This window comes from Stenotrophomonas sp. 115C5, from assembly GCF_056861055.1.
Genome location: NZ_JBSPUQ010000005.1, coordinates 18,976 through 31,523, shown reverse-complemented (window position 1 = coordinate 31,523; position 12,548 = coordinate 18,976). Strand labels below are relative to the sequence as shown.

The window sequence follows — 12,548 nt, the reverse complement described above, 5'->3', positions numbered from 1 at the left end:
ACGATGAAACTCTCCTTTGAACAGGGCATCGCCGCCGGTGTTGCAGGTCTGGTGGCCACGGCATTGATCGCCGGTGTGCTACTCGTTGACCACGGCGCCATCGCGGCACCGCTCGAAGCCAGCGCGCAGACCCAGGCACTACCGGCACCCACGGGCGACGCCGCGTTCCGCGATGACGCCACCCACGCCAGCGTGGTGTTCGCCGGCGGTTGCTTCTGGGGCGTGCAGGGCGTGTTCCAGCACGTCAAGGGTGTGAGCAACGCAGTCTCCGGCTACATCGGTGGCAGCGGCGCCGATGCACGCTACGAGCGCGTCAGCGGAGGCCAGACCGGTCATGCCGAAGCGGTGAAAATCGACTACGACCCGCGCCAGGTCAGCTACGGGCAGCTGATGCAGGTGTTCTTCTCGGTAGTGCACGACCCGACCCAGCTCAACCGCCAGGGGCCGGACCACGGCAGCCAGTACCGATCGGCGATTTTCACTGACGACGCACGCCAGCAGGCGGCCAGCCGCGCCTACATCGCCCAGCTCGGCCAGGCCGGCAGCTACCGCGCGCCGATCATCACCCAGCTGGTCAGCGGCCAGCACTTCTACCCGGCCGAGAGCTACCACCAGAACTACATGACGAACTACCCGCAGGCGGCCTACATCCGCTACTACGACGCACCGAAGCTGGCCGCGCTGGGCAAGCAGTTCCCGGCGTTGTACCGGCGCGATGCGGCGCTGGTGCCGATGCGCTGACGGCTTTTCCCCTGGGGCTGATCGGTGCTTGGCGCTGCTCTTCTGTAGAGCCGAGCCCACGCTCGGCTGCTGTTGGCGGAAAAGCAGCCGAGCATGGGCTCGGCTCTACACAAAAAAAGAACGCACGGCCATCCAGCCGTGCGCTTGGGAAGTATCGGCCGCGCCCCGATCAGGCCCGGCCGACAACGACATGCTAGTCTCGCCATCATCATGGGTACAGCACCAGATGGCGGGAAATTCGATGGATACAGATGACCAGGGCGCGATGATCCCACCCCGCTACCAACGGCTGTCCGACGAACTGGCCGAGGCCATCCACGGCGGCCGGCTTCCAGTAGGCAGCCGCCTGCCTTCGCTTCGGCAGATGGCCCTGCAGCGCAGGCTCAGCCTGAACACGGTGATTGCCGCCTATCGCCAGCTGGAAGATGCCGGCCTGGTGATTCCGCGGCCCAAGGCCGGTTTCGAGGTTGCGCCACGATTGTCGGTGCCGGAACGGTCGCTGCGCGACACCCCGTCCGCGCCCACCGCACCACTGCAGCAGGTGCTGATGGCCCGGGTACTGGAGGCACAACGTCGCCCCGGCGTGATCGACCTGGCCTTCGCCGGCCCGCGCGGTCGCCAGTTCTACCCCGGCGCGCAGTTGGCCAGACACACCGCGCAGGTGCTGCGCCATGGCCAGCAGACGGTGGAGACCTACGCGCGCCCGAATGGTTCGCCGCGGCTGCTGGCGCAGATCGTGCGCCGTGGTCCGCGCATGGGCCTGCACACCCACGCCGAGCGCCTGCTGCTGACCCACGGTGCAATGGAAGCGCTGCAGCTGGCGTTGCGTGCAGTCACCCAGCCAGGTGATGCGGTCGGCATCGAGGCGCCGTCCTACTTCAACCTCTACCCGTTGTTGGCCAACCTGGGCCTGCAGGCCATCGAACTGCCCACCCACCCGCAGCACGGGCTCGACGTGGATGCGCTGGATGCGCTGCTGGAGCACACGCCGCTGGCCGCACTGGTGGTGATGCCGACCGTGCACAACCCGCTGGGCTGCACCATGCCGACAGTGGCCAAGCAACGCCTGGCCGAACTGGTCAACGCGCGCCAGCTGCCATTGATCGAAGATGCGGTGTATGCCGAGCTGCAGTTCTGCGAACCGCCGGCGCCCTTGTTGAAAGCCTTTGATCGCAACGGCTGGGTGATGGTGGTCGGTGGCTTTTCCAAGACGCTGGCGCCGGACTATCGCATCGGCTGGCTGGAGGGCGGCCGCTTCGCCGAGCGCATCGCACTGCTGAAATTCCAGTCCACCGGCGGGGAACCGCAGCTGCTGGGTGACGCAGTCGCAGCCTATCTGGAAGCGGGCAGCTACGAGCATCACCTGCATCGCATGCGTCGTCTGTATCGCGAACAGGTAGGGCGGCTGCGCCAGCTGGTGGCCGAACATTTCCCGCCCGGCACCCGCGCCACCGAGCCGCAGGGCGGATTCCTGCTGTGGCTGGAACTACCGGGCGTGGATACGCGCGAGCTGTTCGAGCGTGCGCTGCAGGAGGACATCGTGTTCATGCCCGGCCAGGTGTATTCGCGCGGCGCGCGCTACCGGCATTGCCTGCGGCTGTCGTGCTGCCAGACGCTGGATGCGCGCTTCATCGGTGCGGTTGAACGGCTGGGGGCGATCGCGCGGGAGCTGGCGGCGCGCCAGCTCCTGTAGAGCCGAGCCTACGCTCGGCTGCCCTTCGTCAATGGTCCCCGCTGAGCCGAGCATGGGCTCGGCTCTACAGGAAGCAGGTCAATCGAGCAGGTACGTGCTCAGGATCTGGCCATCCGCCCCCGGCAGATGCGGCAGCCGCCCCCAGGACGGCATCGGCAGGCGCTGCTGCAGCGTGGCGATGTTCTCGTCCTGGCGCTGCATCGCAGGATCAATGTGGTTGCCGATCCAGCCCAGGCACTGCACGCCGCTGGCCTGCAGCGACTGCGCGGTCAGCCGCGCATGGTTGACGCAACCCAGGCGCATGCCCACCACCAGCAGTACGGGCAGACGCAACGCGCGCACCAGGTCGAGCTGGTCCAGCGTGGCCGAAACCGGTGCCAACCAACCGCCGACACCCTCCACCACCACGATGTCAGCCTGCGCGCGCAGACGCTCGAATGCAGCCACGATCGGCGCCAGTTCCACCTGCACGCCATCCTCGGCGGCGGCCAGTTCTGGGGCCAGCGGCTGGCGCAACGCATACGGGTTCAGATCGGCATAGTCCGGTACCGGCCAGCTGGCCGCCTGCAGTGCCAGCGCGTCCTCGTTGCGCAGGCCCTGCCCCAGGTCTTCGCTGCCGCTGGCCACCGGCTTCATGCCGACCGCGCGCAGGCCGCGCCGGCGCAGCGCATGCAGCAAGGCGGTGCTGGTGGCGGTCTTGCCGATCTCGGTATCGGTGCCGGTAACGAACAGGGCGGGCGGCAGCGTGGCGGGCAACGGCATCGAAGGGCTCCAACAGGGCAACTGTGTGTGCATTATCGCCGGCCCGGCGCGCTTGCTAGACTGCGGGCATGTTCACCAATGCCTCGCTCACCGGCAGCAAGCCGGAACAATACGCCCAGCTGCTGGAACAGGCCCGTGGCCTGGTCTACGCCGAGTCCGACCGCATCGCCAACGCGGCCAATCTCTCGGCACTGGTCTACCACGCCCTGCCCGACCTGAACTGGGTGGGCTTCTACCTGTACGACGGCAAGGAGCTGGTGGTCGGCCCATTCCAGGGCCTGCCGGCCTGCGTGCGCATTCCGCTGGACAAGGGCGTGTGCGGCGCCGCCGCCAGCCAGCGCGTGACCCAGCGCGTGGACGACGTGGATGCCTTCCCTGGCCACATCGCCTGCGATTCGGCCTCGCGCTCGGAGCTGGTGGTGCCGCTGCTGCGCGGCGAGGAACTGATCGGCGTGTTCGATATCGACAGCCCCAAGGTCGGCCGCTTTGATGCCGACGACCAGGCCGGCCTGGAAGCCATCGCCCGCGTGTTCGTCGAGGCGCTGGGATGAGCGCACCGAAGCTGCGCAACATCGGCCCGAAAAGTGCGGCGTGGCTGCGCCAGGTCGGCCTGCGCAGCCGCGAAGACCTGGTTGCGATCGGCGCCGTCGGCGCGTTCGTCAAGGTCAAACGCGCCGGCTTCAAGCCGAGCTTGAACCTGCTCTATTCACTGGAAGGTGCGTTGCTGGACTGCCATTGGCAGGAGCTGAGCGAGCCGCAACGTGAGGCGCTGGTGCAGGACTATGAAGCGCGCATCGCCGCGCACCCGCTGAAGGCGGCCGGCCCGGCCTCGGGCCCGGTGCATGAGCAGCGCTTCGATGCTGACGACGATGCTGACGACGATGCTGAAGACAGCGTGGACGAGCGCGCGGACGAGGATTGAGCCGCGCCCTTCTGTAGCGCCGAGCCCACGCTCGGCTGGCCTTTCTGATCGAAATGCAGCCGAGCATGGCTCGGCTCTACAAGAGCAGATCAGGGCTGCTGCAGCTCCAGCAGCTCGCCCGCCAGCCCGACCTCACCGCGCTCCAGCCACACCCGCAGGCGCGTGCCGTGGTCGATGCGCAGCGCCCAGCACAGCGACATCGGCAGGCCGCAGACCTGCGACAGCACCATGCGCAGCGGGCCGCCGTGGCTGACCACCAGCGTCGGCACTGGGTCGTCGTGGTCCAGCAGGCGATCCAGCGCGCGCGCGATGCGCCGCTCGAAGTGGCCCCAGCTTTCGCCGTTCGGCGGCGGGAACGCGTGGGGGTCGGCGTGGAAGGCCGCCAGTGCATCCTCCGGCAGGTCGAACAGCGACTGCCCATCCCAATCGCCGAAATCCAGCTCTTCCCATTCCTCGTCCGCTTCCACGTCCAGCCCACGCGGGGTGGCCAGGGCCATCGCCGTGTGCAGCGAGCGCAGCCGTGGCGAACTGATCATCCGCTCCCAGGGCTGCGCGGCGTAGGCGTCGACCAGTTCCTGCGGCAGGCGGGCCAGCTGCGGTGGGTCGCTGCGTCCATCGAGGAACTCATCGCGACCGTTGCCGGCATGGCGGACCAGGTCGAGGATCATGGCACCGCAACCGCGTGCAGCACGCTGGTCAGTGACGGGTACGCGCACGGCGCAGGAGAGATCGGCGATTGAAGCAACATCATGAACACCACTTCCGGACAGCGTCCCCATAGCGGGGCGCGTCATTCTAGCGTGGGCCGCCCTCAGCCTGCCCGGTACGGAGTCCTGCGCGTGAAGCAGACAGCGACGCCATCATGCGTTTACCCAGTCGAATCATGGGTGCTTCAATGCAACGATGTCCCAGCGCAGCCAGCGGGAGTGCGACCGCCAGCACCAGTGCGGCGCACAACAGATAGCCGGATGTCCCGTCACCAACATACGCAAGCAACCGGCGCAGCACCGGTCCCAGCACAGCGATGACAATGGGATGACCCAGGTAGAGCGAGTAACTCACCGTACCCAGCCAAGCCGTCGCCCGGTTGACGAGCAGACGCGGCGGGCATTGCGAGCAACCCAACAGCACTGCCAGATAGCCCAGGCCGGCCAGCTGCCATTGTCCTGCCCCGCTCCAGCCACCTGCGATTCCCGCCACGACCAGCAACAGCAACAGGGCACCGGCCAGGTTGAGTGCCATCCCCCACCAGCGCGCCCGCGCCGGAGGCACTTGTGAGAGCGCGTTGTAGGCGTGGAACGCCACCAGCCCCATCGCAAACACGGGCGCGTGCGTCAGCCAGCCATAGCCGCCCAGTGAAGCTTCCGCGCGTGCACCCAGCGCGCCGGTTCCGGCCAACGCCGCCAGCCCCAGCAGCGACAAGAGGAGCATCCAGGCCCGGCGTCCGTCATTCACTAGCAGGTACAGCGCAGGGAAAATGGCGTAGAACAGCATTTCCACGCCAACCGCCCAGCTGGCCCAGACAATGCCCTGCTCCCAGCCGGGGAACAGGTTGAAGGTGAACGTGGCATTGGCAGCGATCTCGGCCCAGGGATGGCCGGCATGGCTGCCTCGGCCATCGCGGAAGATCGAGAACGCCAGCAGCACGTAGAACAGCGGCGCAATCCGCAGGAAGCGGTGCAGGTAGAAACTCAGCAAGGGCCGCCCGCTGGCCCTGTGGCGAGGCTGGGTGTAGCACAGGGAGAACGCGCTGATCACGAAGAACAGGGCGACGCCGGTGGCTCCCAGCTGCAGTACCGGCAACAACCCGGCCGCAACGGGCAACGCAGGCGCTGGCATCGACTGGACGTGAAACAGCACGACATAGACGGCGGCCAAGCCTCGAAGCGAATCGAGGAACTGCAAGCGATCCTTTGCAACCATGTTCCCACTTCCCAACCGCAGTGCGTGCGACGGCCTTCACTCTACCAGCTGGCGATGCCGTAGACTGCGCGCACTTCCAGGTGACCTGCGGCCACGGCCGGCAGGTTGAAACGGGAAGCCGGTGACGCGTGTTCCCACGCCATGCCGGCGCTGCCCCCGCAACGGTAAGCACGTCAGTTCCAGGCAACAACGCCACTGTGCCGCGTGCATGGGAAGGCGCCTGGACGGTGGCCTCGCGCCACCTGGCGGCAAGCCCGGAGACCGGCCCGGAAGCCTCAAGGTCGCGATGCGGTGGGCATGGCGCTGGATGATCGCGGCCTGCGCTGCGGCATCGGCGCGTGCCTGCGTTTGCGGCTCCTCCCCTTCGCCACGCGGGCGTGCGTGGCACCTGGAGTCCCCCATGAAGCTGCAGTCCCGAATGCTGTCCCTGGCCGTGCTGGCCGCCCTGCCCGCGCTGGCCCAGGCCGCCGATGACACCACTGCGCTCGACCAGATCCTGGTCACCGCCACCCGCACCCCGATCGCGCTGCAGGACAGCATCGCGCCGGCGCAGGTGATCGACCGCGCGCAGATTGAATCCAGCCAGGCCACCTCGCTGCAGGAGCTGCTGCGCGGCCGCGCCGGCATCAACCTGACCAATGCCGGCGGTCTCGGCAAGCAGAGCTCGCTGTTCCTGCGCGGCACCAACTCGGGCCACACCGTGGTGCTGGTCGACGGCGTGCGCATCAACAGCGCCGACCTCGGCCTGGCCATGTACCAGGACCTGCCGCTGGCGCAGATCGAGCGCGTGGAGATCGTGCGCGGCCCGCAGTCGAGCCTGTACGGCGCCGACGCCATCGGTGGCGTGATCCAGATTTTCACCCGCCGCAACCAGGGCAACTTCGCTCCACACTTCCAGCTCGGTGGTGGCAGCAACGGCCTGCGTGAAGCCAGCGGCGGCATCGGCGGCGGCACCGAGCGCGGCTGGTTCGGTGCCGACATCGCCTACCAGCATTCCGACGGCATCGATGCCTGCCGCGGTTCTTCCTCGGTGTTCACTGCCGGCTGCTTTGCCGACGAACATGACCGCGACGGCTACCGCAACCTGTCCAAGAGCCTGCGCGGCGGTTACAGCTTCAACGACCAGTGGAACGTGGAAGGCAGCGCGCTGCGCGCCGATGGCAAGAACCACTATGACGGCTACTACAACTACTCCGAGACCCGCCAGCAGGTGCTGGCCGGCAAGGTGCGCTACACCCCATCCGAACGCCTGGCATTCACCGCCAACGTCGGCCGCAGCGACAATGAATCCGACAACTTCGGCGCACCGGGGGTGTTTGGCAGCGCGCAGACCCATCGTGACAGCGCCTCGCTGCAGGGTGACTTCGGTGTGGCCGAGGGCCAGCTGCTGAGTGCCGGCGTGGACTGGAGCGAAGACAATCTGGACGGCAGCAGCGCCGGGTATCTCGTCGACAGCCGCCGCAACACCGGCGTGTTCGTGCAGTACCAGGGCCGCTTCGGCCGCCACCAGCTGCAGGCCAGCGCCCGCAACGACGACAACCAGCAGTTCGGCAACCACGCCACCGGCAGCGTTGGCTGGGCGATGGAACTGGGCCACGGCCTGCGCGTCAACGCCAGCTACGGCACCGCGTTCAAGGCACCGACCTTCAGCGATCTGTATGACCTGTGGAGCGGCATGCCGACGTTGAATCCGGAGAAGTCCAAGAGCGCCAACCTGGGTGTTTCGCAGCAGGGCCAGGGCTGGCATTGGGGCCTGGATGTGTACGAAACCCGCATCGATGACCTGATCACCTACGATGCGTCCACGATGAAAATGCAGCAGGTGGAGAAGGCGCGCATCCGTGGTGCCGAGCTGACCGGTGGCGTGCTGCTGGCCGGCTTCGACATCAACGCGCAGCTGAGCTACACCAACCCGCGCAACCGCACCCACGGCAGCAGCCAGTTCGACAACTGGCTGCCGCGCCGTGCACAGCAGACCGCGCGCCTGGACATCGACCGCCGCTTCGGCGATTTCCGCGCCGGCCTGACCGTACAGGGCGCGGGCAAGCGCTTTGACAACGCCAGCAACTCGGTGAAGGTTGGCGGCTACGGCACGCTGGACCTGCGCGCCGAGTACGCGCTGACGCCGTCGTGGTCGCTGCTGGCGCGTGCCGCCAACGTGTTCGACCGCAGGTATGAGACGGTGGCGTGGTTCAACCAGCCGGGCCGCGAGTACCAGTTGAGCGTGCGTTACCAGCCGAAGTGAAAGAAGTCGCCGGGCATTGCCCGGCACTTTTCCATCGACGCATGGCGTCGATCTACCGCTACACCGGAATGCCGGCGGCCAACCCCGGCAATTCACGCAGATCGTCGATCACCGCCACCGCATGCGCGGTGGCCAGGTCCAGGCCGCGCGGGTAGCCGTAACGCACCAGCGCGATCGGCATGCCTGCATCTTCGGCGGCGCGGTAGTCGGTCAACGAATCACCCACCATCAGGCAGGCGTCCACCGGCAGCCCGAAGTGCGCAGCGATGTGCCGCAGCGGTTCGCCACTGGGCTTGCGCTGCGGCAGCGAATCGCCGCCCAGTATCAGCGCGAACGCATCACCGATGCCCAGGTGCTGCAGCAGCGGTGGCACCAGCGCTTCGGGCTTGTTGGTGCAGATTGCCAGCGGCACGTTGCGTGCACGCAGTTGCGCCAGCGCTTCACCCACGCCATCGAACAGACGCGGGCTGCGCAGCAGGCATTCGCGGTAGTGCACCATGAATACCGGCATCACTTCGGCCAGGTCGACTTCGCGGCCGGTGGCATGCACGGCCTGTTCGACCAGGCGGCGCACACCGTCGCCGATCCAGCCCAGCACCGTGGCTTCCGGTACGCGTGCCACACCGATGTCCTCCAGCGTGCGGTTCAGCGCTTCGGCGATATCAGCTGCGCTGTCGACCAGCGTGCCATCAAGGTCGAACACGACCAGCGGATAGGGATACGACAAGGGACGGCACCTGCATGACGTGGGGCCGTCCATTGTACGCCGCTGGTTTTTGCACAGATCCGCCTCAGCCGATCCGGCGCGCGCGGGTAGCCAGGAACGTGGGCAGGTAACGGTCGATCAGGAAACGCGGCTGCGGCTGCCAGTCTTCCATGAAGCGATCGATGATGAAGCCGGCATCCAGCTGGCCACCGATCAGTTCGGTCAGGCTGTGGCCGAAGGTCAGTGCATCGCCCCGTGCCAGCTTCGCCTCGCGCTCGGCCGGCGGCAGGTCTTCCAGGTCCGAATAGGGAATGGCGTACTGCGGCCGGATCAGGCCCTGTGCATCCAGCTGCGGATCGCGCGCACCGACGAACAGCACCGGGTTGTAGAAGCTGGCCATCAGCATGCCATCGCGTGCCAGCACACGGCGGCATTCGGTCCACACCGGGCGCACGTCAGGCACGTACAGGTTCGAGATCGGGTGGAACACCACGTCGAAACTGTCGTTGGCGAACACGTGCAGATCGCGCATGTCACCCTGCACGGTGCGCAGCCGCAGGCCGTCGCGCGCAGCGACCCTGCGGTCCTGTTCCAGCTGCCCGTCGGACAGGTCGAACACGGTGACGTCAGCGCCCGCAGCGGCCAGCACCGGTGCCTGCTGGCCACCGCCCGAGGCCAGGCACAGGATGCGACGGCCGCGCACATCACCCATCCAGTCCAGTGGCAACGCACGGGGCGTCAGGTGCACCTGCCAGCGGCCATCGCGCGCGGCGGCAATCGTTGAACTTTCCACCGGGCGCGACCATTCGCGCACTTCGCTGGCCTGGCGGTCCCAGGCAGCACGGTTGTGGTCGATCAAGGCCTGTCCATGGTTCATGTGTTCTCCTTGCCCGGTGGGCGCCAATCCAGATCCTGGAAGGCCGGGCTGGCGAAACACTCGCCCAGGAAATCCAGGAATCGCCGCATGATAGCGGGCTGCTGCCGCCGTGACGCGTACACCGCATGAATGCCGAGTTCGTCCAGGCTGAATTCGGGCAGCAGTTCGATCAGCTCGCCACTGCGCAGCAGCGGCGCCACCTGGTAGGTCGGCAGCATGGCGATACCGGCACCGGCCCGCACCGCCTCCAGCAGCAGCGAGGCCTCGTTCGCGCTGATGTTGCCGCCCACGGCCACCGACAGCGAACGTCCATCGCGGTGCAGCTGCCACAGGCTTTTACCGACGTAATGGTGGGTCAGGCAGTTGTGCGCGGCCAGGTGCTCGGGGGCGGTCGGCGTGCCACGCACCTGCAGGTAGGACGGCGTCGCGCACAACACCGAGCGGCAGGTGGCCAGGCGCCGTGCGATCAGGCTGGGGTCGATCTGGCGCGCGATGCGCACGGCCAGGTCCACCCGCTCTTCCACCAGGTTCACCGTGCGATCGACCAGCAGCAGCTCGATGCGTGCCGCCGGATGGCGCGCAACGAAGCCGGCCACCGCCCGTGCAAGGTGGCTCTGCCCGAACGACACGCTGGCGGTCACCCGCAGCGTTCCGTGCGGCTCGGGATCATCACTGGCCAGCTCGCCCTGCAGTTCTTCGCCGATCGCCAGCATCTGCCGGAAGCGCGCCAGCGCCGCCTCGCCGGGGCCGGTCAGGCTGATCCGGCGCGTGGTCCGGTGCAGCAGGCGCGCACCCAGCCACCCTTCAACCTCGGCCAGGTAGCGGGTGACCATCGCCCGCGACATGTCCAGCACCTCGGCGGCGGCGGTGAGGCTGCCGCGCTCGGCCACCTCGACAAACACGGTCATGGCGGTCAATCGGTCCATATGCTCGATTCATGCAACAAACAAGCGCGTTATACGCTGTTTTTCGATCAACTGCAGCAGCCTAGAGTGGCCGCATTCCCACCCCACACCGCCCCACGGAGTCCTGCCATGAAAATCGCCCTCGTTGGTTCCACCGGCAACATCGGCCGCCAGATCGCCCGCCACGCGCTGGCCAACGGCCACGAACTCACCGTCATCGTGCGCAGCGCGCAGGACCTTCCGGCAGAACTGGCCGGCGCCCACCCGGTGATCGCTTCGCTGGATGACCAGGACGCGCTGGTTGCCGCCATCGCCGGCCACGATGTGCTGGCCAGTGCCTACGGCCCGCGCCCGGGCGATGACATCGGCCGCGTCGGCGAGGTCGCCGCGCTGCTGGCTGCCGCCGCACGCAAGGCCGGCGTGCCGCGCCTGGTGGTGGTCGGTGGCGCTGGCAGCCTGGAAGTGGCACCCGGCGTGCAGCTGGTCGACACGCCGAACTTCCCGGAGGCCTACAAGCCGTACGCGCTGGCCCATCGTGAAGCCTTCAATCGCCTGCAGGCGGTGGACGACCTGGACTGGACGTTCTTCTCGCCGGCCGCCGAAATCGGCCCGGGCGAAGAGCGCGGCCAGTACCGCGTGCAGCCCAAGGCCTTCCTCGCCGACGCCAGCGGCCACAGCCGCATCAGCTACGCCGACTACGGCGCGGCGTTCGTCGCCGAGCTGGAAGCGCACCAGTACCCGAAACAGATCATCACCGCGGCGTACTGATCGACGCGCGAGCCCTGTAGAGCCGAGCCCACGCTCGGCTCTCCATCCGACACAAGGAATTCCCCATGCGCACCGCTGCCCTGCTGCTTCCCCTCGCGTTGGCCGCCAGTTTCACCAGTGCGCCGCTGATGGCCGCATCGGCCACCCCGGCGCCGGCCACGGCAACGAAATCCCAGCTGCACCTGCAGACCTTCCATCCCGGCCCGCAGGCGATGTTCTCAGTATCCTCGGTGCTGATCGAAGGCCGCCACGATGCGATCCTGGTCAACGCGCAGTTCGGCGCCAGCGATGCACGCAGGCTGGTCGAGCTGATCCGCGCCAGCGGCAAGCAGCTGACCACCATCTACATCAGCCACGGCGATCCGGATTACTACTTCGGCCTGGCCACCCTGCAGGACGCGTTCCCGCAGGCGCGCATCGTCGCCACCGCGCAGACCGTCGCCCACATCCAGCAGACCCAGGCCGGCAAGCTGGCCTACTGGGGACCGAAGATGGGCGCCGACGTGCCGGCACGCATCGTGGTGCCGCAGGTGCTGGACGGCGACGCCCTGCAGCTGGAAGGCCAGCGCCTGCCGCTGATCGGTCTGGATGGCCCGACCCCGGACCGCACGGTGCTGTGGGTGCCGTCGCTGCGCGCGATCGTCGGCGGCATTCCGGTGGTGGCCGGCGAACACGTGTGGATGGCCGACACGCAGACATCTAAGTCCCATGCCGACTGGCTGCAGACCCTGCAGCGGTTGCAGGCGCTGAAGCCGAAGGTGGTGGTGCCGGGGCATTACGCACCGGGTGCGGCGCTGGATGCCAGCGCACTGCGCTTCACCGCAGACTACATCCGTGCGTTCGATGTTGAGGCGGCCAAGGCCAAGGACAGTGCGGCGCTGGTGAAGGCGATGCAGGTGCGCTACCCGAAGCTGGCAGGCGTGGCGTCGCTGGAGTTGAGTGCGAAGGTGGCCAAGGGCGAGATGCAGTGGCCATGAAGTAGGGAGTTTTCTTTTGCAGGGCTGCG

General features: G+C 67.5%; 13 protein-coding genes and 1 riboswitch. Of the genes, 7 read left to right on the top strand and 6 right to left on the bottom strand.

From position 1 onward, the window contains the following. Positions 1-3: 3 nt before the first annotated feature. A complete protein-coding gene (gene msrA, locus AC13FN_RS08400) occupies positions 4-741 on the top strand; it encodes a peptide-methionine (S)-S-oxide reductase MsrA (RefSeq protein ID WP_482984656.1) in 738 nt (245 codons plus the stop codon). A gap of 241 nt (positions 742-982) precedes the next feature. Beyond that, positions 983-2,434: an aminotransferase-like domain-containing protein gene (locus tag AC13FN_RS08395; RefSeq protein ID WP_049435147.1), complete on the top strand. Its 1,452-nt coding sequence runs from the start codon at positions 983-985 to the stop codon at positions 2,432-2,434. 78 nt (positions 2,435-2,512) lie between these two features. Here the strand turns inward: AC13FN_RS08395 and bioD are convergent, their stop codons facing one another. After that, positions 2,513-3,196 (bottom strand): dethiobiotin synthase, encoded by a 684-nt coding sequence (bioD, locus tag AC13FN_RS08390; RefSeq protein WP_054170919.1) that lies wholly within the window; start codon positions 3,194-3,196, stop codon positions 2,513-2,515. Positions 3,197-3,264: 68 nt separating this feature from the next. On the opposite strand from bioD, the gene AC13FN_RS08385 reads away from it, so the two are divergent. Together AC13FN_RS08385 and AC13FN_RS08380 are read left to right on the top strand one after the other, a co-directional pair. After that, positions 3,265-3,747 (top strand): GAF domain-containing protein, encoded by a 483-nt coding sequence (locus tag AC13FN_RS08385; protein ID WP_197646768.1) that lies wholly within the window; start codon positions 3,265-3,267, stop codon positions 3,745-3,747. Beyond that, positions 3,744-4,118 (top strand): TfoX/Sxy family protein, encoded by a 375-nt coding sequence (locus AC13FN_RS08380; protein ID WP_482984657.1) that lies wholly within the window; start codon positions 3,744-3,746, stop codon positions 4,116-4,118. The genes AC13FN_RS08385 and AC13FN_RS08380 overlap by 4 nt, the downstream gene beginning before the upstream one ends. A gap of 89 nt (positions 4,119-4,207) precedes the next feature. Here the strand turns inward: AC13FN_RS08380 and AC13FN_RS08375 are convergent, their stop codons facing one another. Both AC13FN_RS08375 and AC13FN_RS08370 read right to left on the bottom strand, forming a co-directional pair. Beyond that, a complete protein-coding gene (locus tag AC13FN_RS08375) occupies positions 4,208-4,786 on the bottom strand; it encodes a histidine phosphatase family protein (RefSeq protein WP_482984658.1) in 579 nt (192 codons plus the stop codon). Between the two features lie 127 nt (positions 4,787-4,913). Next, positions 4,914-6,023, bottom strand: a complete 1,110-nt coding sequence (locus tag AC13FN_RS08370; RefSeq protein WP_478413264.1) for an acyltransferase family protein — start codon at positions 6,021-6,023, stop codon at positions 4,914-4,916. A gap of 79 nt (positions 6,024-6,102) precedes the next feature. After that, positions 6,103-6,325: riboswitch (cobalamin riboswitch) on the top strand. A gap of 116 nt (positions 6,326-6,441) precedes the next feature. Here AC13FN_RS08370 and btuB point away from each other — a divergent pair. Continuing rightward, entirely contained in the window at positions 6,442-8,286 is a 1,845-nt protein-coding gene (gene btuB / locus AC13FN_RS08365) for a TonB-dependent vitamin B12 receptor (protein ID WP_054170913.1), read from the top strand. Positions 8,287-8,344: 58 nt separating this feature from the next. On the opposite strand, the gene gph is transcribed toward btuB, so the two are convergent. The 3 genes from gph to AC13FN_RS08350 form a co-directional block, all read right to left on the bottom strand. Then, positions 8,345-9,013, bottom strand: a complete 669-nt coding sequence (gph, locus tag AC13FN_RS08360; RefSeq protein WP_197646758.1) for a phosphoglycolate phosphatase — start codon at positions 9,011-9,013, stop codon at positions 8,345-8,347. Between the two features lie 64 nt (positions 9,014-9,077). Beyond that, the gene (locus tag AC13FN_RS08355) at positions 9,078-9,869 is read right to left on the bottom strand and encodes a class I SAM-dependent methyltransferase (RefSeq protein WP_482984659.1); all 792 of its coding nucleotides are present in this window, start codon (positions 9,867-9,869) and stop codon (positions 9,078-9,080) included. Further along, positions 9,866-10,795 (bottom strand): LysR family transcriptional regulator, encoded by a 930-nt coding sequence (locus tag AC13FN_RS08350; protein WP_049453300.1) that lies wholly within the window; start codon positions 10,793-10,795, stop codon positions 9,866-9,868. Before AC13FN_RS08350 ends, AC13FN_RS08355 begins: the two co-directional genes overlap by 4 nt. Before the next feature lie 108 nt (positions 10,796-10,903). Here AC13FN_RS08350 and AC13FN_RS08345 point away from each other — a divergent pair, with 108 nt between their 5' ends. Together AC13FN_RS08345 and AC13FN_RS08340 are read left to right on the top strand one after the other, a co-directional pair. After that, positions 10,904-11,542: an NAD(P)-dependent oxidoreductase gene (locus tag AC13FN_RS08345; protein WP_049435158.1), complete on the top strand. Its 639-nt coding sequence runs from the start codon at positions 10,904-10,906 to the stop codon at positions 11,540-11,542. Between the two features lie 65 nt (positions 11,543-11,607). Further along, the gene (locus AC13FN_RS08340) at positions 11,608-12,519 is read left to right on the top strand and encodes an MBL fold metallo-hydrolase (protein ID WP_482984660.1); all 912 of its coding nucleotides are present in this window, start codon (positions 11,608-11,610) and stop codon (positions 12,517-12,519) included. Positions 12,520-12,548 lie beyond the last annotated feature (29 nt).